The following is a 20,739-nucleotide window of genomic DNA, read 5'->3' as shown; positions in this document are numbered from 1 at the left end:
CATGTCCGAACCATGTATAAAATCGCGCTTTTCTTCCTCCTGTCTGCCAGTTCACTCCTCAGCACTGAGTCTTCATTGAAAGATGAACAGGGAAAGACGATCATCCAGTATGTTGTGGAAGCGCCGCCAGTCTTAGCCCCGGCGCACACCACCGATCCTGCCAAGCAACTGGGATTGATCCTCTGCTTCCCTGAGCATGACCGCCCGGTGGGCGACGAGATCTATCCCGTAAGAGAAGCGCTCAAGCGCCTTGGAATCAGCGACCAGTTTGTACTTCTTGCCGGTGGGCCACAGGGCCACAAGTTTGGACCGGTCGACTATGAACCAATCGGAAAGTTGATCGCCTGGGCCCAAAAGACCTACCCGATCAATCCGCGCCGCATCTACATGTACGGCAAAGGCGAGGGTGGCAAGATCTCCGGAGAACTGGTGATGCGCCATCCGGACCTGATCACAGCCAGTATCAGTTATAGCTGGGGCTGGTGGACAATGCCCTCTGAGCTGAAGACTGCGCTCGATGCCGAAAAGAGCGCTCCCGAGATTTACATGGTGCTGGGCCTGCGCGATCTGTCCTATCATCTGACCAATGTCCGGGACGCCTACAGCCGCGTCAGCGCAAAAGGCTACCACGTGATTTTCCGCGAGTTTGAGGATCTGGGAGCCCGCACCTATCACCCGGCAAGCAATGACGATGCCCTGGCCTGGGCCTCCCGGCTCCGCAACAAGAATCTGCCGCTCTCTGCCGAAGAGCAGAAACTCCTGAAGCCAGCCCTCTATACGGCAGCAGCGGCCAAGGCGGATGGCTATTTCCCAAAGCTCGCCCTGGTCGGTGGTCCGGCGGCAGGAAGCGTGGTGCAACAGTTACTGCGCTCAACAGACCCCGCGATCCGGGCCGCCGCCGCACAAACTTGCATCCATGGCACCTTTGATGAGGCAACGATGGCAGCCTTGGGGCAGCGGCTCACCGATGAGGCGCCAATCGTCCGGCGCATTGCCGCACGGGCGCTCGCACTCCAGGCCAATTGGCGCTCGCAAGAAGCGCAGCAGGCCCTCATTCGTCTGGCGACAGGAATCCAGAAGGCCGTCGACCGCAGCGATCGCGTTGCCGCCGCGGATGGAATCGTCGAAGCGATTCGCCTACAGAAGCATGGTGTCCGTCAGGACCCGGCTTTGTTCCAGGCGATGATCACCTTGCTCGAAGATCAGGACGAAGAACTACGCACCATCGCCAATAACACGCTAGCCCCGCTACGGGATCGCGAATTCCGCGGTGACCTCGGACGGCCCGAACGGAAGATTCCGGAAGGTGGGTGGACGGCGTGGATCGAAAAGGTAAAGACCAAGGCAGCTGGCTATCAGAAAGATTACGAAGTCTGCGGCTGGGGCTCCACCCACCAGACGGCGGCCCTCCCTGGCAATCGCGGCCAGAAGGAAGCGGTTGATCTCTATTGCCAGGGGGGATCGGCACTGCTCGGCGAGAATCTGGCAACTGGGAAGCCCATACCCAAAGATCCAGTGCAGGCCTTTCAACTGACCCAGCAGGCCGCGGACCAAGGTTATGTCCCCGCACAGGCCGCCCTGGGCATGATGTTCGCCGTCGGAAAAGGAGTCCAGCAGAACTTACCCGAAGCAGCCAAGTGGTGGGTGAAGGCAGCCGAAGGCGGACACGTCCTGGCCGCGACCAATGCATCGATGATCCTGAAGGGTGGCGGAGGTGTGAAGGCTGACGCCGCGGCCGCAGAGCGTTGGGCGAAGTTCGCCGCCGAACATAGTAGCCCCGGCCAGGATTAGGACTGCAAGTGAGGTGGGAATGCGCAACTGCCGCCAAGCTGGTTGGCGGCAGTTGCGCATTCCCGGGAAGAATCGTGAGCGCGGGCTCAGGACGATTGCATTGTGAAAGTGTTAAGCAAGCAAGCCAGGCAAGGGCCCGGTGCTATCGGCAAAGCGTTCGACGGGTGTGCCGCAGGCATCGAGCATGGACACGTAGAGGTTCGCCGCCGGTGAGTCTTCGGTATAGACCAGGTGTTGCCCCGTCGCAATGCGGCCGCCCCCTTTTCCACCGAGTACAAGCGGCAGCTTATGCGGATTGTGAGAGTTGCCGTCACTCAAGGCAGAGCCAAACAGGATCATCGAGTTGTCCAACACGTTCCCGTCGCCCTCCTTCATGTCCCTCAACTTACGCAGCAGGTAGCCGTACTGCTCGATGTGCCAGCGATTGATCAGAGCATACTGCTGGAGTTTCTCAGGGTCTTTGGAGTGATGGGAAACTTCGTGGTGCGAACTGCTCACGCCTTCAAGAAAGCGGAAATTGACGCCGCTCACGGCGTTGCCAAACATGAAGGTGCTGATACGAGTCGTGTCCGTCTGGAAGGCGACCGCGATGAGGTCGAGCATTAGACGCACATGCTCGGTATGATCCCGGGGAGCATCCGTTGGTTTTGCAACTCCTGCCATAGACGCCCTCGGCTTCCAGGTGTTGCGCTTGGGATCGCTCGCACGATCCATCCGTTGTTCGAGCGAACGGACAATCGACAAATATTCATCAATGCGGGCTTGATCCGCCGAACCAACTTCGCTCCGCAGCTTTTTCGAGTGCTCGAGCACACGGTCCAGCAGTTGGGTGTCCTGCTTCACGGTATTGCCCTGCGGCCCCGAAGCCCGGAACAGTCGCTCATACACCGAACGCGGATTGATCTCCCGCGCCAGAGGTGTCGTGGGACTGCTCCAGGCAATGTGGGAGCCATATACTCGCGTATAGCCGACATTGGCATCCACGCCGGTGGATTCCGGTTCGATCCCGAGTTCTAGTGAAGGCAGCGGAGTTTGGTCGCCAATCCGTTGTGCGGCAACCTGATCCATCGACACACCGTGCATGTTGATATCGACACCGAGCGTCTTACTGATCGTGGTGCAAGTAAGCAGGCTCGACTCTTTTACATAATGGCCATCGCCCGTATTGGCGGCAGCATTCCACAGGTTGCTCACCACCACCAGTTGATCTTTGAGATCCTGCAGCGGCGCCAGCGTAGGGGAGAGCTTGAAATCACGCCCCTTGCCTTCGGGCGTCCAAACCGAAGTGTTCACCCCATTTGCCATATAGAGGACAGCCATCCGCACTGGAGCAGCAGCAGATGAGGCGCCAAAGGCGGCGGGCGTCATGGCTTCCAGCCAGGGAAGCCCCATGGCCACACCCGCACCCTTTAAGACACTTCTTCGCGAAAGGTTGCGCTTCTTAGGAATCATCATTTCTTACGCTCCTCCTGGACTTTTCGAGTGACCAGTGTCGCTCCGGCCTGATAGCGGAATGGCGTGCTGAGCACGACCGCATTGATCAGGGAATGCGCGCTGTAGTCGTTCTTTTCTATTTCTGCAACGATCTGATCGACAGTGCACGAATCCTGCAACGTAAGACCGCGGCCGAGCGCGTATCCGAGCATCTTATTCGTCAGATTGCGCATAACAAGCTCTTTTTTGCGCAACAGCACCGCTTTCAGTTCGGCTGGTCCGGCGAACTTACTACCATCCATCAGTTCCCCGCTGTTATCAATCGGCTGGCCCGCTTCTTCCGTCCGGTAACGGCCGATGACATCATAATTTTCCAAAGCAAAGCCAAGTGGATCGATCCGGCTATGGCAACTGGCACAAACAGGATTCGCCCGATGTTGCGCCAGACGTTCCCGTAAACTCGTGGCGGCCACGGCGGCTCCCTCTTCGAGCGCCGGGACATTAGGCGGCGCCGGGGGCGGGGGCGTGCCGAGTATCGCTTCCAACATCCACTTCCCGCGCAGCACCGGACTCGTGCGATGGGGGTGCGAGGAGACAGCCAGTACCGCGGCCATTCCCAAAAGTCCGCCCCGATTGGTGCCTTCTGGCAATTCAATGCGCTGCGGTTGCTGGCCGACATCGGGACGCGGCGGCTTGACGTTCAAACCATAGAGCTTTTGCAGCTTCCGGGTGGCGATCGTGAACTTTGAATCGATCAGATTCAGCAACGATAAGTTATTCGTCAGGATTTCCTGGAAGAAAAGGACGGGCTGGTAGCGAATATCGCCGCGCAGCTCTTCGTCGCTCCAAAGGGGATAGAGCTTGGCATCGGGTTGAAAACTCTGACCGAGGTCACGCGTTCGCAGCCACTGTTCGATAAAGCTCTGCACAAAGTCAAACGACTTCGTATTGCGCAACATGCGCGCAACTTGCCCCTTCAGAATCTCAGGATCCTGCAGCTTGCCTTCTGCCGCAAGTGCCAGCAGCAGACTATCGGGCGCGCTACCCCACAGGAAATAAGAAAGACGCGACGCCAAGGCGTAATCGTCCAGCAAGCGTTGCTGGGGTCCGTGATTGGGCAATTCGGAGCGGAACAAGAATTGAGGCGACACCAGAACTGCGCGCAAGCTGTAGAGAATCGCATCTTCAAACGAATCGCCACGCTTCTGCGCCGTGCGGAACAAATCGAGGTAAAAGCGCGAGTCGGCCACATCTACTGGCCGCCGGAAGGCGCGCGGGAGAAACTCGTCGAGGATCTTCTTCGCAGCAGCTTCCGCGCTGAGGCCAGCATCAGGCTTGGCGATGAGGAATCTGGCGCGGGAACGCGGGTCCTTGGCGGCGAAGTTCAAAGCGGTCTTGGCTGCCTCCAGATACTTTTCTGCAAGGATTGGGGAGAGGAAAAGCGTCTCTGCCGCATTGTCGAAACCCTCGCCGCCAGCACCATCGACTGGAAATGCCGACGCGACATCCACATGTAAGTTCAAAAGGTCTCGAACCGAGGAGGCATATTGCGAACGGCTCAGCCGCCGGGCAGGAGCATTGCCAGCAACCGGCCCCGAGGGACAGGCCTCGGCTCGCAGTCCGTTCTGCACCCAGGAGACAAAATCTTCCCGGTGTTTCAGGCCAGGAGAGGGGGCGGCCTTCGGAGGCATTTCCGCGTTGTGGACACGCTTCATAGCGGCAGTCCACGCCTCCGGGTGCTCCCGGAAACTATCCGGAGCCAGGAGCGGAGCCACTTGATAACCACCTGCCGGGCTTTTCCCTCCATGGCAACCTGCGCAATAAGTATTGATGAATTTCTTACCGTCCGCAGCCGGCTGGGCAGCCAGGGGCGCCGGCCCGAGAAGACCCCAAAAGAGGAGCGTAGCGCATGAAAAAGATGCGCCTGAATGAGGATTCAGTTGGAAAAATGGCGTTTTCTGCATTCATTAAGCCATGTACATAACGCCTCCAGCCTATCACCTCCTCCGTGCGAGCAGAAGTGTCATCGAGGTGATACGATCACCACAAATGAATGCATTTCTCACCCAGAGCGCGATGGCTCTGTTCCTCAGCATCAGCACGTTGGGCGCAGCGGACATCAGCGGTCTTTGGATGGGACAATTGCCCGGCAGATTCGAGAAGACGGAAGATATCGCATTCCAGCTCAAGCTCGAGGGAACGAAGCTCTCCGGCAAGCTCTTTGGCGATGAGATCGATCTCCCACTCGAAGAGGGCTCCGTGGTGGGAGATAAGGTGAATTTCACCATCACGACCACCAATTACTACAGCGGCGAGAAAGTCCAAACTCGTTATTCCGGACTCCTGCAAGGGAATGAGATCGAGCTCACCAGAGAACGGGTCCCAACGGCAACCGAGAAAACGGCCAACGCCAAACCAGCTGAAAAACCCAAGCCATTCCACATCAAGCGACTGACTCGTGGCACCAGCCCGGCGTTGCCGGGGAAACACTAGCCATTCGGAGCATTCACAAGATCCCAGATCCTTCTGCCAGGAAGTCGAAGGCAGAGACTCGTAGCAACTTGTAAGAGTGAGAGCGCTGCATTGGCATGCGCCAGCCAGTAGATCGGAGCCTCCCGCCGAGCTTCCACCACTCGCCTCCAAAAATTAGGCGCAAGGCGGCCGCTTGCCTCAGGACTTAGTGCGCACAGCACCGATCGCAAGTTCGGCCACTGCGACAAGCGACCTGATGGCTCCAGGCTTTGCCCTTTTCGGAGCGTCTCTACTTTCCATTTCAGACAGTTCCTCCCCAAAAATCTGCTCCATCGCGCTGCCATCACGTGCGTCGCGCTTTCTCTAGCGTTAAAATTAAAATCTATTAAGAATAGACCCTCGGCGCTCAACATGAAGCCGGAAGGAGATCCAAGTTTCAGTGGAAACCATAACAATCGTCCTGATCCTCATGCTCGCGGTAGTCCTCAGTGATTCCCTCTCGCGCGCTTTACCCTGGCCGATTCCATTGCCGCTGGTACAGATTGGTCTCGGTGCGGTCATTGGATTGATGACCGATTTTCGAGTTGAACTGAATCCGGAAATCTTTTTCACGCTCTTCTTGCCACCTCTGCTCTTCCTGGATGGCTGGCGAATTCCCAAGCAGGGTCTGTTCCGGGACCAGTGGACGATTATCGAACTCGCGCTCGGTCTCGTGGTCGTTACGGTCATCGGCCTGGGTTACTTCATCCATTGGATGATCCCGACTATGCCGCTGGCCGTCGCTTTTGCTCTGGCCGCCGTGCTGTCTCCAACCGACCCGGTTGCCGTTTCGGCCATCGCAGCCCGCGTCCCCATTCCGAAGCGGTTGATGCACATCCTGGAGGGAGAGTCGCTATTGAACGACGCTTCCGGCCTGGTTTGCCTTCGCTTCGCGGTTGCCGCCGCGCTGACCGGCGTGTTTTCCGTGCAACAGGCTCTTGGGACCTTCGTGTGGCTGGCCGCCGGAGGCTTAGCGATTGGAGTCGCAGTCACCCTCGGCATCACAAAGGCCAAGAGTCTGATTACAAAACATTTTGGCGAAGATGCTGGCTCGCAAATTCTTATTAGCTTGCTCATCCCGTTTGGCGCCTATCTGGCAGCCGAGCATGTTCACTGCTCTGGCATTCTTGCCGCAGTTGCCGCAGGCATCACCATGAGCTTCACCGAATTGGGCGGTCAGGCGATGGCGGTCACCCGGGTACGGCGGAGTGCGGTATGGGACACCGTGCAATTTGCGATTAACGGCATTATTTTTGTTCTCCTCGGAGAACAATTACCAGGAATCTTCTCGAAAGTTGCCGAGACCAGCCAATCGACCAATCATGAGAACCCTTGGTGGCTGGCAGTCTACGCCTTAGCCATCAATGCGGTGCTGGCGCTGGGACGTCTGCTCTGGGTCTGGCTATCACTGAAGTGGACACTCTTCCGCAGCGCCCGCCGGGGCGAGGGAAGCAATGCTCCCAACTGGCGGATTACCGTCGCGGCATCGCTTGCTGGGGTACGTGGCACCATCACCCTTGCGGGGGTCTTAACACTCCCACTCACCATGCCGGATGGATCGCCGTTCCCCGTGCGCGATCTTGCGATCTTCCTTGCCGCCTGCGTCATCATTCTCTCCCTTACAGGCGCCAGTATCGGATTGCCCAGACTCTTGCGAGGTCTGCAGATTCCCGCTGACGATCATCACAACGCCCAAGAAGATCTCGCCCGTGCCAAGTCGGCGGAGGCAGCGATTCGCGCCGTCGAAAACACGTTGCATGGCATGGCAGGAGGCCGCTCTGACGCCGATCGCTATATCGATGCAGGAACCAGAATCATGGACCTTTATCGCTACCGCATCAAAGCCCAATCAGGAACCGGCGAGGAGCGAGAAGTCATCCGGCAAACCGACGAGATTGAGCGTCAACTCCGCCTCGCAGGCTTAGAAGCCGAACGGGACGAACTCTTCCGTTTGGCCCGCGCGGGTGAGATTGGTGACGACGTACTGCGGCAACTCGTACGGGAAGTAGATCTCGCCGACGCACAGCAGCATAGCTAGACCGGGCCGATGCAGGCCATCGTAGCACGCTGTCGTTTATAAACGACAGCGTGCTACGATGGCACGAATGGCCGCTCCCTGGCGCGGGCTTATCGAAGCGGCATTTCAGGAGACTCCCCATGTTTTTCCGATTGCGATCCGCTTTTCTTTCCGCCGCTTTGACCACTGCCATGGTCCAGGCGCAAAGCTTTGAAGCAGGCACGCCGCTGAAGTCGAGCCCCAACGTGAAGACCTACGGCGGCTTCCGCTTTGCCGAAAGCATCAGCTACGACCCAACGCGCGATCTCTACATCGCCGTGAATGCGGGCATGCCGCAGAAGCTCGTGCCCAACGACGGCTACGTCTCACTGATCCATCCAGACGGCTCGGCCCATACCTTGAAGTGGATTGGAGTCAATCGCAACGGACTCACATTGAATCATCCACTCGGAAGTTACATCCGCAACGGCCTGCTCTATGTAGCCGACATCGACACCATTCGTTGGTTCGATCTCAAAACGGGCGAACCCAAGGGCAGCATCACGGTTGAGGGCGCGACGGTCTTCAATGACCTCGAAGTCGCCGCAGATGGAACGATCTATGTCACCCAGACCGGCACCCAGGAGCCCGAGAGCTGGCGCCTCTACAAAATCACTCCTGATGGCAAAGCCTCGGTTCTGGTGACGGGCGCCCCGCTGAAGCAGCCAAACGGCGTGGCCTTCGACCAGAATGGCAACATCGTCGTGGTGAACATTGGCAGCACCGACATCCTCACCTTTAGCCCGGAAGGCAAGCTGTTGACCACAGAGCAGTCCGTCGATGCGGGCAACGATGGCATCGCCATTCTTCCCGATGGAACGAAATATGTCAGCAGCGTACGGGTAGGAACGGTCTCGCGCATCCGTCCCGGGCAGAAGGCGGAACTGATCGCATCGGGCATTCCCAGCGCCGCCTCAATGACTTACGATCCCAAGCGCAACCGCCTGGTGATTCCGATGAACGACTGGAACGCCATCACCTTCGTCGACCTCAATCCAGTGGTGAAGTAGGATCATCGTTCCATGTTCCGAGTCGCTGCGCTTCTGGCCGTCCTCGCAATCAGCAATGGATACTCTCAAAACAAGATGTTCGACGGAATCGTAAACGCGCCGGAGTTTCCTGATGGTTTGTCCTGGCTCAATAGCACAGCGCCGATCAAGCTCAAGGAACTGCGCGGCAAGTTTGTGCTGCTTGATTTCTGGACCTTCTGCTGCATCAACTGCATGCATGTGATCCCAGACCTCAAGAAGCTGGAGGCAAAATATGCCGAGGAACTGGTGGTGATTGGAGTGCATTCCGCAAAGTTCCGAAATGAGAAAGAGACGACTCAGATTCGGGAAGCGGTGCTTCGCTACGGCGTGAAGCACCCTGTTGTCAACGATGCCGACTTCCAGATCTGGAACAGCTATACGGCAAAAGCATGGCCGACCTTCGTGCTCATCAATCCGATCGGAAAGATCATCGGTTCGATGTCCGGAGAAGGCGTCTATGCGCCTGTGGACCAGTTACTGAGCGAGGCAATCCCCTATTTTCTTGCGAAGAAGCAACTCCTTCGCTCGCCACTGAACAACACACTAGAAGCGGCCGCACGCCCCGAGACGCTGCTCTCCTACCCCGGTAAGATTTCCGCCGATGCGGCAGGCAGACGGCTCTTCATCAGCGACTCCAGCCACCACCGCATTCTGATCACAAGCGCCTCGGGCAAGATCCTCGATGTCATTGGCAGCGGCGACGAAGGTGCGGCGGATGGCGCCTTTGAAACAGCGCAGATGAATCAACCGCAAGGCACCTTCTTGCACAACGACATTCTGTACATTGCCGACACCGAGAATCATTTGCTCCGCGCAGCAAACCTCAAAACCCGCCAATTGCAGACAGTGCTGGGCACCGGCGAACAGGCCTTACGCTTGAATGTTCCGGGAACAGGCCGCACCGTCGCGCTGAACTCGCCTTGGGATGTGTTGGTGGAGAATGGACAGGCTTATATCGCCATGGCGGGATCTCATCAGATCTGGTCCGCAGACATCAAGACCTGGCAGGCGCAGCCCTTTGCCGGATCGGCCCGCGAAAACATTAGTGACGGCAAACGTTCTGAAGCCGCGCTGGCCCAAACCAGCGGATTGGCCAGTAACGGGAAGCAGATCTACTTTGCAGATAGCGAGACCAGTTCGATCCGCAGCGTCGATCTGGGGCCGGAGGGCCGTGTCAAGACCCTGGTGGGCAAGGGGCTTTTTGATTTTGGCGATCAGGACGGTGCCTGCGCCAGCGCCCGCTTTCAGCATCCGCTTGGCGTCGCCCTCGCCGGAGACCTGCTCTATGTTGCCGACACCTACAACAGCAAAATCAAAGCCATCCAGCTCAGCAATTGCCGCAGCGAAACAATGGCTGGCGATGGCAGCAAAACACTGCGCAATGGCAAAGCGGCATCCGCCGCATTCAACGAACCTGGCGGGCTTGCCTGGCTCGATCAAAAGCTCTATGTCGCGGATACAAACAACCACGTCATCCGCGTCATCGACGTCCAGCAGAAGAGCGTTTCATCCCTCGAACTCACTGGACTTGAGAAGCGCTCCAGCCGCCGGCAGGATCACTTCAACGGCCGTGAACTCCGCCTCAATCCGATCGATGTACAGCCAGGCCATACCAGCCTTGTTGTTTCAATCCAACTGCCTGCGGGCTACAAGCTGAACCACGAAGCGCCACTGTATCTCCACTGGACAGGCCTCGACGCAGAACAGGCGGCAGAAACCTTGCAATTCCCGGTGAAGATTCCGATCACCAGCTTGCAAGGCAAGACAGACCTCACCATCGACGCCATCATCTACTACTGCACCAGCGAGCAAAGTGTCTGCCTGGTCGACAGGATCCGCACGCGGGTGGAATTGCGGCCGGCGCAATCAGCGCCAGCCACAATCCCACTCACCCTAGCCGTCCGCAAGCCCGGCAAGGTCTAACGGCCGCTCGCCACCAGAACGCGAATCGTCCCGTCGCGCTTATTCAGGATGAAGACCTTTCCGTCGGGGCCTTCTCCAAAGCGAAGATCCGCGCGATTGGCCGGCCGCTGGCCCTGTGCGGTGTTCTTCTCCTTGATCAGTTGCAGCAGCGTCTTCGTCGTTCCCTTGTCATCGAATAAGACGCGGCGAATCGCCTCCGAACCACCCTTCGGCAAATTGTCCGCGCTGACATAGAAGATCTCGCCGCTCGGGTTGTCGCCAAAGATCAGCTTGCCGGTCAGTTGTGGAATTGCCTTATGGCGATACACAAATCCGCCAATGGCCGCAACATTGGACAGCAGCAGCGGATCTGCGTGATCGTATTCGACAACGGGATAAATCACTTCACGGTCTGCGCGAGACTCGCCCAGCAGCACGCCATCGCGGCTGTGGAAGCGCAAACTTCCCTCCCAAACATTCCAGCCGAGGTCGCCTCCCGCGGGCACCGGGCTGATCTCTTCGATTGCGTTCTGCCCGATCTCCGACATGAACATGTTGCCGTTCTTCGCATCCCAGAACAGCCGCTGCGCATTGCGCACGCCGTAGGCGTAAATCTCGCCCAACGCATCCGCACCATTCTTCACAAACGGGTTCGATGCCGGAATGCCGTACTTGCCATTCGCGCTATTGGAGCCAAGCGGGTCGATGCGAAGAATCTTGCCAAAGGCCGATTTCAAATTCTGCCCCACCTTGAAGGGGTCGCCACCACTGCCTCCGTCGGCAGCGCCGAGATAGAGAAGGCCAAAGTCGGCATCACGTGGCGAGGCCAGCGGATTGAAGGCAAGATGGCCACCGTTGTGATTGGCGTAGGGTTGTGCCCAGCGGATCAACTCGCGCGGCTTGCCGCCATCATAAGTCGCAGCGCCTGGGGTCTTGGCCGTCCACTCGAGCAGCACCGTGTCGTGCGTGTGCTCTTTGTCGGCCATTTTGAAGTCAGCCGTAGCCGTCATGTTCGTCGTGTCGGTATAGGTATAAAACTTGCCATAGCCACGGCTGCCGCGTTGGTGGAACTGAGGATGAATGGCGAAACTCTGGAAGCCGCGCTCAGGCCCTTGCGATTGCACCGGGTAGCCCCACTGCTCGGCATTTGTATCGAGATAAGGCGTCACGGTCTTACCGTCATAGCTCACCGTATAGAGCGGCCCCACCATGTCATTGACAAACAGGCGCTTGGTTCCTGGCTCGTTGACAAGAAGCATCATGCGCGCCGGTTGCGGCTGGCCCGGAACAGTGGGCAAAGAGGCAAACTCGGCAAAGCGCACCAGCACAACGCCCTCTTTGGCCTCGATCGGCTGCGGAAAGGGATTTCGCGTCGGGGCTGGAGCTTGCGCAAAGCTTAGCGACGCGAGGACAACGCAGGGAATCAAGATTCTCATATAACAAAGGTCTCCATGGTGATGATCTGGCAGTGCTCACTCACCCAATCGTGCGACTCCCCGAAATGCAGCCCGCTTGGTGGTGTGTATAAAGGACATCCTACCGCGCGCAAGACGGAGTATCTCAGCACAATTTGAGATAGAAAGCAAAAAGCTCAACAAGCCGTGGTCGAGTCGAAATAGAATCGAAGGCACACTCATGCGACGTAGAGACCTTTTCAAGACCGTGCTGGCAGCTCCTGTACTGTCAGCGGCCGCGCAGGACCAAGTGGCAAAGAGAACCAACGGACTCCCTCCGCTGACCATCAAAGACGTAAAGATCATCACGACCAGCGGCGGGCGGAATTATCGCTGGGTCTTCTTGAAGATCATCACGAGCGAGCCCGGCCTTTACGGCATCGGTTCGGCGAACGATATCTACCAGACGGCGGCCTTGATCTCTGCACTCGAAAAGAATCTGAAGCCTTGGCTGATCGGCAAAGATCCAAGCAAGATCGAAGACCTTTGGCATTCCGCAAACTACAAAACCTATTGGCGTGGTGGCCCGGTCAACAATAAGGTGCTCGGCGCCATGGACGAGGCACTGTGGGATATCAAGGGAAAACGCGCCGGCATGCCGGTTTATGAACTGCTCGGTGGCAAAGCCCACGACGCGGTCGCCTGCTATGACCACGTCAGCGGACGCTCCCACGAGAACGCAGCGGAAGTTGTAGCAAAGTCCTTCGAGAGTGGTTACCGGCACATCCGGCTCCAGTACGGCGAGGGCGGCTATGGAGGTGGGGGCTTCTACCCTGCCGGCAAGGGGGAGCGAGCGGAGCAAGGCTACCAAGGGCCAGCCTTCGACGAAGACCTGTATGTCCAGACCATCCCCAAGGTCTTCGAGTATGTCCGGTCGAAGGTTGGTTTTGAGCCGAAGCTGTTGCACGATGTCCATTCGCATCTCGGCGGCCCCAACGCCATGCTCTTCTCAAAGAAGATTGAAGACTCGATGCTGTACTTTGTAGAAGACATCCTCGGACCCGAGAATCTGGGCTGGTACAAGGAGATTCGGAAGGTGTCTGCCACACCGCAAGCCGTGGGCGAGGTCTTCTCCAATACAGCGGAATACTATCCATTGATCGCCGAGCGATTGATCAACTTCATTCGCTGCCGCGTTACCGCAATTGGCGGGATTACGCCGGCAAAGAAGCTGGCGCATCTGTGCGAAGTCTTCGGGGTGAAGACCGCCTTCCAGGAAGGCGGCGAGAACGACCCGGTCAATCAACTGGCCGCGTACCATGTCGATCTTTCGAGCACCGCCTTCGGCATCCAGGAAGAGAATCACTTCCCGCCCTCAGTTCACGAAATGATGCCAGGCACGGCGCAGATCCGGCGCGGCTACATGTATGGCAGTGGAAAGCCTGGACTCGGGATCGACATCGATGAGGCGCTCGCTGCAAAGTACCCGATCACCGAGCCTAAGAATGGGGGCGCCTATCCAACAGATCGCTCGCTCGGCGGCACCGTTGTTACCCCTTAAAGAAGGACCAAGGACTCTCTCCTCATGAAGATACTGCTGCTATTCGCACCGCTCTGCCTGTTGGCACAAAAGGCGCCGGATCTCGAGATCTCCACAGGCAGCTTGAAGGCGAAGTTGTACTCGCCGCAAAGCGGCTATTACCAGGGCACGCGATTCGATTGGTCCGGCCAAGTCGCCAGTCTCGAGTACAAGGGGCATCACTACTTCGGCAAATGGTTCGACAAATACGACCCGAAGATTCACGACGCCATCCTCGGTCCCGTCGAAGAGTTCCAAACGGATGGCAAGGGCCTGGGCTACGACGAAGCGAAAACTGGGGAAAGCTTCGTGCGGATCGGGGTGGGCGCGGTGAAGAAGCCGGAAGAGAAGGATTACCGGCAGTTCCGCACCTACGAGATTGTCGATCCGGGCAAGTGGACGGTGAAGCGATCCAAGGACCGTGTCGAGTTCACACACGAACTGACCGACACCAACGGCTACGCGTATCTCTACAAGAAAACCCTCCGCCTCGACAGCAAGTCTCCGCGTATGGCGATAGAGCACAGCCTCAAAAATACGGGCAAGAAGGCAATTGTCTCGACGGTTTACGAGCACAATTTCTACATGCTGAACCAACAGCCCTCTGGCCTGGGCGTGACCGTGAAGTTCCCCTTCGCTGTCAGTTCAGACCGCGATCTGAAAGGCTTTGCGGAACCGCGCGGCAAAGAGCTGGTCTACGCCAAGGACCTCAAAAAAGGCGAAAGCATCTACACATGGCTCAATGGCTATGGAAACACGGCGAAGGACTACGATATCCGCGTCGAGCATACGAAAGCTGGAATCGGAGTCCGACAAAGTTCCGATCGCCCCATGTCCAAGCTTGTCTTCTGGTCCATCGCCACCACCGTCTGTCCGGAAGCCTACATCGCCATGGATATCGCACCAGGCAAGACCTTTACGTGGAAGATCAACTACGACTTCTACGAACTCCCGTCCGGCGCGCTCTAGCGGGGCCCTGGCGGCCGCAACTCCGTACTCCTCCGGTACGCCTCCTGTGCTTGCGCCTTGTCTCCCGTTGCCTCGAGGCACACACCGAAGTTCCACCAGGCCAGATGATCTTCCTCATCAAGAGCCAGCGCCTGCCGGGCATGCTGTAAGCCCACGGCAAACTGTCCCCGCCCCACGGCAATGACGGCCAGACTACTCCATAGCTTCGCGTCCTTCGGCCACTGCCGGACAGCCGGTTCCAGCAATCCCGAAGCCTCCTCCAGACGCGATTGCCGCAGCAGAATCTCAACCGCCGCCACAACGGCCCGCGCGTCTGCAGACTTCCGATAAGCAGCCAGCGCCTCCACCAAACGCCCCTGCTTCTTCCATGCTTCTCCAAGCTCAAAGTAGGCCCGCGCATCCGTCGAGTGTAGTTCGCCAAGCGCCCGCTCCATGCTGGCCGCATCGCCCTCAGCCATCGCCCGATACAGGCGGATCTCCGCGCTGTCCGCCAGCAGACGAGGATAGAGCGGCCGCACAGCCCCCGTCATCCGGCCATGCGTCTCCGCGATCCTCGCAAGCGATGGGCGCGCATCGCGGCGAATCCGGTGATCCGTCATCACCACATGAACCGCGTCCTCCGTCCGTCGCTTCGGCATATGGCAACCACTGCAATCTGTACGCGCCGCCTCGTGCTTCTGTCCATGGCAACTGCGGCAAGCCGCATCAAAGCGATCCTCCTGCAGCGTGAACTCGCTATGCGGATCATGGCAGGTGGTGCACTGCAGTTTGCCCGCACTCTTGAGATAGCAGGCGGACTGCAATAAGCCATAGCCCGCCCCGTTCACCGTCATGCGATCCGATTCCGCAGGCCGGGCGAACTCGAAGAACACCCGATAGTCCCCAAGCGCTTCTCCCGGTCGAAACGAATTCACACGACGTCCCAGCCGCAAGATTGAATCTGGAAGCGTCCGGCTGGCCGACTCGAGATGACACTGCAGACACACCTCAAGACTCCGCTCTGGCGTAAGCTTCGCCGGGTTCACGATCGGCCCCTGCCGCTTCGCATGAGCCTCTCCAGGCCCATGACAACGTTGGCAATCGATCGCCAACTCAGGCGTATACCCTTTGTGGCAGAACAGGCAGGACTCGCTCACCTCGCGCGTAAACTCGGAGTGGTCCAGGCGATCATAGCCCGGGCTCATCCTCCATTTCCCGCCCCCTTCGGCATACCAACTCAGCGGCAACTCCACCCATTTCCCTGCAGACCGCTGGTGGATCAAGGTCTGCGAATGGTTGCCGGAACCGATCACAAAGTCGATCCCAAGCGAGATAGCTCCGCGAGACATCGTATTCCCCGCCGCCAAGTAGCGACGGCCCTGGTGCGTGTAGTTTGCCGTCGCAGGCAACGACTGGAATCGCGCAAAGGAGCGGCCCATACCAGACTTCGCATAGAGCGCATAGATCCCGGCATGACAAGGCTGGCACGCTTTCGAATCCACATAGCCGGGCTCCGCGGCAAAGACGGCAAGCAGCAGAACCCACGACATCCTCAGCGCCCTCGAAGAGACAGCGCCACAGCCAGGTTCTGCTGCGCCAGCGGATGTCCAGGACGCAAGCGCAGTGCCTCGCGGAACTCTGCAATCGCCGCATCGATCTGCCCGGCGTCGCCCAGACATTGCCCCAGCCCCAGATGCCCATCGGCGAAATCCGGATGACTGCGGAGCAGCGCGCGAAAGGCTGAGATCGCACCGCGCAGATCTCCACTCTGCTGCAGAACACCAGCCAGATTGAAGCTGCTCTCAAGACTCGAGGGATCGAGCTTCACAGCTCGCTGGAGATGGCGAAGCGAAGCAGCCCAGTCCTGCTTCTCCGCAAAGAAGCGCCCAAGATTGTTGTGCGCCGTAGCCAGAGCGGGATCGATGCGCAGCGCGGTTTCCAGTGCCGCCTGTGCGGCATCCAAGCGTCCCGCCGACAGCAGCAAGCTGCCAAGATTACTCGCTGCCTCCGCATAGACCGGACGCAGATGCAAGGCGGCCTGGTAGTGCGCTTCGGCATCCTGCGGCAGGCCCTGCTTCAGCAATAGATTCGCGAGCGTAAACTCGGCCTCAGGAAACCGCGGCTGCAAACGAAGCGCCGTCTCGAGTTCTTTGCGCCCCTCCTCGGGGTTCCCACTTGCGGCAAGAACCTGTCCAAGATTGTAATGAGCTTTGGGCAAAGACGGCTCCTTCTCGAGAGCCCGCCGCAGAGTCGCCATCGCATCGGCCAATCGCCCTTCTGCGAAATAGGCTTCTCCCAAGACCGCAAGGCCGCGCCCGGGAGCATCCGCGACACGCTCAAGCATCGCGATCCCTTCCTTGCGCCCCTTGCCATTCAAGACCAGCGCTGCGCCCAGATACAAGTCCCGGTCAGGCCCCCGCAGCGCAGGCGCATAGATATCCAATCCTTGCGCAGTAGCAGTTCTCTCCTTGCCGGGAATTGCAATCTTATGATCGGTCATGCGCACATGCGGTACATCGTCCACGGGCCGCCGTGGCATGTGGCAAGAAATACAATCCTCCGTCCGATGTGGCGCCGTATGGCAGGATAGACACTGCGTCCGGAAATCCGCCGCCCGCGCCGCATGCGGACTATGACAACTCGTACATTGGAGCTTGCCTCCGCTCTTCAGATAACAGGCGGACTGCCGCATGCGATAGCCCTGATTCACCACCTCAAACTTGTCACTACGCCCATCATCAAAGTGCACAACATAAGTACCTGGCGTCTCGCCCGGACGGAACGTATCCGCAGCGCGATCGAAACGCCGCAGCATCGCAGGCAGTTCCGCGCTCGTCGTCTCAAGATGGCACTGCAGACAAACTTCCTCCTGCCGCACAGGGTCGAGCTTCTTTGGATTCACAATTGCCGCAGCAGCAGGCTTTCCTGCACTGGCTAGCTCGACATGGCGGGCGCCCGGCCCATGGCAGCGCTGGCAATCGATTCCTTCGGCAAGCTTGCCCTCTGCATCCGGATAGCCGTTATGACAAAACAGGCAACGCTCATCCACCAGCCGCGTAAAATCCTTCGGAGTTGGCTGATCAAAACCAGGACTCAAATCCCAACGCTTCTCCTGCGAATACCAACTCAGCGGCAGTTCGATCATCTCGCCACTCGTCTGTCGATGGACATAGGTCTTCGCATGATGCCCCGAGCCGATCACGTGTGTCGCCTCAAGCTCCATCACATGCTCTTCCCTGCCCTGAGGCCCAAGCTCCCAACGGCGCTGGATTAGCTTTCCATTACGCCGGAGCACCGCATACTGGCGCCCACTCGCGGCATGCGCGACGCGGCCCTCCACAAACTCAGGTGCCGCGCCCAATGTGGCGAAAGAACGCGACATCGCCACATGCCGGTAACTCGCGGCTTCCTTCGGATGGCAACCGGCACACTGCGCGGAAGAAACGGATGCCTCACGTGCAACGGCCTTCTCTTCCTTTTGACAGGAGGAGAAGGCCATCAGCAATACCAGCGGTGTAAAAACCCGCGCGCGCATCAACCCTTCGCTTCGGCGTTTGCTCGGTCGAGAAGTGCCTTCATGTAGGCGTAGCCATAAGCGGTGTTCGTATAGTTACCGCCCACCATCGTCGGGCTATGGTCCAGAATCACGATGCCGTCATACCTCACATCGCGCAACGCCTTCATGATCTTCCACATGTCGTAGTAGCCATTGTCCATAAAGGTCTCGACAAAATGCGGCAGCGGCGCACTGACGTTGCGGAAGTGGATCTTCCACACCTTCTCCGCGCCAAAGGTCCGGATCATCCCCTCCGGATCTTTCCCCGTCAGCTTCACCCCACCCTCAAGCCAGGTGCCGCAACACAGACAGATCCCGACATTCGGACTGTTCGCGATCTGCATCGCACGCTTGTATCCTTCGTAATTGCTGAAGATGCAGCGCGGCACCCCGGCCAGAACCGGCACTGGCGGATCGTCCGGATGGATGCCGATGCGCACGCCCACTTCCTCCGCCACCGGAGTCGCTTGCTTGATGAAGTGCGTGTAGTTCGCCCAGATCTCATCCTTGGTGAACTCGCGGCCATGCGACAGCGGCCCTTTGAACACCTTGCCATCCCAATAGCCCGCAGCCTCCGGACTATTCTGATCGAACTGCCGCGCCGAGGCGCCACGAACCTCGGTCCGCCCGCTGTTCCAGATGCCGTTCCCCATATGCGCGTAAGTCGTATAACGAATCCCGGCCTTGCCCAGATTGCGCAGATAGGCCTTGTACTCCTCCACCTTGGCGTCCCGCCCTGGCAGATTGAGCGTCACTTCCGGCATGTTATGGACGCTCGTGTTGCCAATATTCCAGACCGTGATTCCCGCATCGGCATAGCGCTTCTTGATCTGCAGAAAGCCATCGGCAGTACGCAGGTTCGGCGTTGAGCCCACGCTCACATATTGAGCCCCCAACTGCTTCAGAAACAGCAACTGCTCATCGGTAGGCTGGGCTGGCGACTGCACACAGAGCTTAATGCCCGGTGCATTCTGATGCACTACCGCTTTCGCCGGCGTCAGGCCAGTCAGGATTCCCGCGGCAGCGATTGCCACCTTTGCAAACTCGCGCCGCGAGGGATCCTCGAGCGCCTCTAAAACTTTCTTCGACTTGATTTGCTGCACAGCAATTCTCCAAATTCTTCTTAGGCAATCACTTCTTTGATCAGAGTGCCGCCCGTGTCGGTCAAACGTTGGTTGCGACCCGCGCTGTAGTAGGTGAGGCGCATATCGTTCAAACCCATCAAATGCAATACCGTCGCATGCACATCGCGCATCCGGTAGATGTTCTCCACCGCTTTGAAGCCAAGATCGTCGGTCGCCCCTACCAGAGTGCCAGCCTTGACGCCGCCACCCGCAAGCCAGATCGTCATCGCCCGCGTATTGTGATCCCGGCCCGCTTTATCCCGCATCTCTGCCGGGTTGTCCGGCGTACGGCCGAACTCGCCCATCCACACTAACAGCGTGGAGTCCAAGAGTCCACGCCGCTTCAGATCTTTGATCAGCGCAGCAATCGGCTTATCGGTCTCGCCCGCATTCTTGGTATGGTTCTTGACGATCTCCGTGTGCCCATCCCAGGACTGGCTCGGCGTATACAGTTGCACAAAACGAACGCCTTTTTCGACCAGCTTCCGGGCCATCAGACACCGCTTCCCAAACGACTCGGTGACCGGATCATTCAGGCCATACATCTCCAGCGTCTCTTGCGATTCTCCAGCGATATCGAGAGCGCCTGGAACCTCGGTCTGCATGCGGTAGGCGAGCTCATAAGAATCGATCCGGCCCTGCAGATCCGGATTCGTTCCATGGCTTTCGCTGAACTCCTGATTGAAGGCGCGCAACAACTTCATTTCCGCTTCCTGCGCCTCCGCCTTCACCTCTGCCGGGGGCTTCAGATTCAGAATCGGATCGCCCTTCCAGCGCAATACGGTGCCCTGATAGCTGGCGGGCAGGAAACCCGGCCCCCATTGCTGCGACCCACTGAACGGCAACGCCCGGAAGTCTGGCAGGACCACGAAGGCGGGCAGATTCTGATTCTCAGTGCCCAAGCCATAAGTCGTCCAAGCCCCTACGCTGGGCTTCCCTGGAATCACAACGCCCGTATTCATCAGAAATACAGCTGCGGGATGATTGCCATTCTCCGTCTGAATGGAGCGCACAAAGGCAAGATCATCGACACACTCGGCAACGTGAGGGAAGAGACTCGAAACATCCCGCCCACTCTGGCCATACTTGCGGAATGGAAAGCTACTCCGCAGAATCAACCGTGGCTTGGCAAACAGATTCGGCTGATCGGTGTTCTTCTCCTTGCTCCAATCCATCACCGTGTTATCAAATTTCTCGAGCGCGGGCTTCGGATCGAAGCTGTCCATTTGGCTCACGCCACCAAGCATCGACAGGAAGATGCAAGACTTCGCCTTTGCCGCATGATGAGGCTTTTGCGAAATGAGCGGGGTCGCATTCGCCTGGCGCTGCAACAGATCCATCAACGCAATGCCGCCAACTCCCGTCAGGCTTTGATAGAGAAAGCGTCGTCTTTCCAGTTCAGAATGCATCATG

At 58.3% G+C, this 20,739-nt stretch carries 14 protein-coding genes; 7 read left to right on the top strand and 7 right to left on the bottom strand.

Going from position 1 to position 20,739, the window contains the following annotated elements; genetic code table 11:
• The first annotated feature begins 12 nt into the window (after positions 1-12).
• Positions 13-1,791, top strand: coding sequence for an SEL1-like repeat protein (locus M017_RS27680; protein WP_031498251.1), 1,779 nt, complete (start codon positions 13-15; stop codon positions 1,789-1,791).
• A gap of 111 nt (positions 1,792-1,902) precedes the next feature.
• On the opposite strand, the gene M017_RS0112285 is transcribed toward M017_RS27680, so the two are convergent.
• Together M017_RS0112285 and M017_RS0112280 are read right to left on the bottom strand one after the other, a co-directional pair.
• Complete coding sequence (locus M017_RS0112285) at positions 1,903-3,246, bottom strand: DUF1552 domain-containing protein (RefSeq protein WP_202901647.1); 1,344 nt, start codon at positions 3,244-3,246, stop codon at positions 1,903-1,905.
• Positions 3,243-5,189, bottom strand: coding sequence for a DUF1592 domain-containing protein (locus tag M017_RS0112280; RefSeq protein ID WP_080507692.1), 1,947 nt, complete (start codon positions 5,187-5,189; stop codon positions 3,243-3,245). The genes M017_RS0112285 and M017_RS0112280 overlap by 4 nt, the downstream gene beginning before the upstream one ends.
• An 85-nt stretch (positions 5,190-5,274) precedes the next feature.
• On the opposite strand from M017_RS0112280, the gene M017_RS0112275 reads away from it, so the two are divergent.
• The 4 genes from M017_RS0112275 to M017_RS26600 all read left to right on the top strand — a co-directional run bounded on the left by M017_RS0112275 (position 5,275) and on the right by M017_RS26600 (position 10,746).
• On the top strand, positions 5,275-5,718 hold the full coding sequence (locus M017_RS0112275; RefSeq protein ID WP_031498245.1) for a hypothetical protein: 444 nt from the start codon (positions 5,275-5,277) through the stop codon (positions 5,716-5,718).
• 418 nt (positions 5,719-6,136) lie between these two features.
• On the top strand, positions 6,137-7,774 hold the full coding sequence (locus M017_RS0112265; protein WP_031498243.1) for a Na+/H+ antiporter: 1,638 nt from the start codon (positions 6,137-6,139) through the stop codon (positions 7,772-7,774).
• A gap of 119 nt (positions 7,775-7,893) precedes the next feature.
• Entirely contained in the window at positions 7,894-8,802 is a 909-nt protein-coding gene (locus M017_RS0112260; protein WP_051669958.1) for an SMP-30/gluconolactonase/LRE family protein, read from the top strand.
• A 12-nt stretch (positions 8,803-8,814) separates the two neighbouring features.
• Entirely contained in the window at positions 8,815-10,746 is a 1,932-nt protein-coding gene (locus M017_RS26600; protein WP_051669955.1) for a thioredoxin-like domain-containing protein, read from the top strand.
• Here M017_RS26600 and M017_RS0112250 read toward each other — a convergent pair.
• Complete coding sequence (locus M017_RS0112250; protein WP_031498237.1) at positions 10,743-12,161, bottom strand: PQQ-dependent sugar dehydrogenase; 1,419 nt, start codon at positions 12,159-12,161, stop codon at positions 10,743-10,745. The two genes, M017_RS26600 and M017_RS0112250, sit on opposite strands and share 4 nt — an antisense overlap.
• Positions 12,162-12,360: 199 nt before the next feature.
• Between M017_RS0112250 and M017_RS0112245 the strand changes: the two genes are divergently transcribed.
• Together M017_RS0112245 and M017_RS0112240 are read left to right on the top strand one after the other, a co-directional pair.
• A complete protein-coding gene (locus M017_RS0112245) occupies positions 12,361-13,680 on the top strand; it encodes an enolase C-terminal domain-like protein (RefSeq protein WP_051669953.1) in 1,320 nt (439 codons plus the stop codon).
• Positions 13,681-13,704: 24 nt separating this feature from the next.
• Complete coding sequence (locus M017_RS0112240) at positions 13,705-14,667, top strand: hypothetical protein (protein WP_031498233.1); 963 nt, start codon at positions 13,705-13,707, stop codon at positions 14,665-14,667.
• Here the strand turns inward: M017_RS0112240 and M017_RS0112235 are convergent.
• Genes M017_RS0112235 through M017_RS0112220 form a run of 4 tightly spaced genes read right to left on the bottom strand, consistent with a single transcriptional unit; the run spans position 14,664 to position 20,738 of the window.
• On the bottom strand, positions 14,664-16,196 hold the full coding sequence (locus tag M017_RS0112235; protein WP_031498230.1) for a tetratricopeptide repeat protein: 1,533 nt from the start codon (positions 16,194-16,196) through the stop codon (positions 14,664-14,666). The genes M017_RS0112240 and M017_RS0112235 overlap by 4 nt on opposite strands.
• 2 nt (positions 16,197-16,198) lie before the next feature.
• Positions 16,199-18,181: a tetratricopeptide repeat protein gene (locus M017_RS0112230; protein WP_031498228.1), complete on the bottom strand. Its 1,983-nt coding sequence runs from the start codon at positions 18,179-18,181 to the stop codon at positions 16,199-16,201.
• The gene (locus tag M017_RS0112225; protein WP_238325874.1) at positions 18,181-19,305 is read right to left on the bottom strand and encodes a mannonate dehydratase; all 1,125 of its coding nucleotides are present in this window, start codon (positions 19,303-19,305) and stop codon (positions 18,181-18,183) included. Before M017_RS0112225 ends, M017_RS0112230 begins: the two co-directional genes overlap by 1 nt.
• 20 nt (positions 19,306-19,325) lie before the next feature.
• Complete coding sequence (locus M017_RS0112220; protein ID WP_202901646.1) at positions 19,326-20,738, bottom strand: DUF1501 domain-containing protein; 1,413 nt, start codon at positions 20,736-20,738, stop codon at positions 19,326-19,328.
• Between the last annotated feature and the right edge of the window lies 1 nt (position 20,739).

Origin of the sequence: Bryobacter aggregatus MPL3, assembly GCF_000702445.1 — a bacterium.
In the GTDB taxonomy this organism is placed as follows: domain Bacteria; phylum Acidobacteriota; class Terriglobia; order Bryobacterales; family Bryobacteraceae; genus Bryobacter; species Bryobacter aggregatus.
The sequence above is the reverse complement of the archived record's forward strand: the minus strand, read 5'-3'. Positions and strand labels throughout refer to the sequence as shown.

Bases quoted from the DNA above. Each gene is read 5' to 3' on its own strand.
- M017_RS0112285 (WP_202901647.1), bottom strand. From the start codon at position 3,246: ATGATGATTCCTAAGAAGCGCAACCTTTCGCGAAGAAGTGTCTTAAAG.
- M017_RS0112280 (WP_080507692.1), bottom strand. From the start codon at position 5,189: ATGCAGAAAACGCCATTTTTCCAACTGAATCCTCATTCAGGCGCATCT.
- M017_RS0112245 (WP_051669953.1), top strand. From the start codon at position 12,361: ATGCGACGTAGAGACCTTTTCAAGACCGTGCTGGCAGCTCCTGTACTG.
- M017_RS0112230 (WP_031498228.1), bottom strand. From the start codon at position 18,181: ATGCGCGCGCGGGTTTTTACACCGCTGGTATTGCTGATGGCCTTCTCC.
- M017_RS0112240 (WP_031498233.1), top strand. From the start codon at position 13,705: ATGAAGATACTGCTGCTATTCGCACCGCTCTGCCTGTTGGCACAAAAG.
- M017_RS0112250 (WP_031498237.1), bottom strand. From the start codon at position 12,161: ATGAGAATCTTGATTCCCTGCGTTGTCCTCGCGTCGCTAAGCTTTGCG.
- M017_RS0112275 (WP_031498245.1), top strand. From the start codon at position 5,275: ATGAATGCATTTCTCACCCAGAGCGCGATGGCTCTGTTCCTCAGCATC.
- M017_RS0112235 (WP_031498230.1), bottom strand. From the start codon at position 16,196: ATGTCGTGGGTTCTGCTGCTTGCCGTCTTTGCCGCGGAGCCCGGCTAT.
- M017_RS27680 (WP_031498251.1), top strand. From the start codon at position 13: ATGTATAAAATCGCGCTTTTCTTCCTCCTGTCTGCCAGTTCACTCCTC.
- M017_RS26600 (WP_051669955.1), top strand. From the start codon at position 8,815: ATGTTCCGAGTCGCTGCGCTTCTGGCCGTCCTCGCAATCAGCAATGGA.
- M017_RS0112220 (WP_202901646.1), bottom strand. From the start codon at position 20,738: ATGATGCATTCTGAACTGGAAAGACGACGCTTTCTCTATCAAAGCCTG.
- M017_RS0112260 (WP_051669958.1), top strand. From the start codon at position 7,894: ATGTTTTTCCGATTGCGATCCGCTTTTCTTTCCGCCGCTTTGACCACT.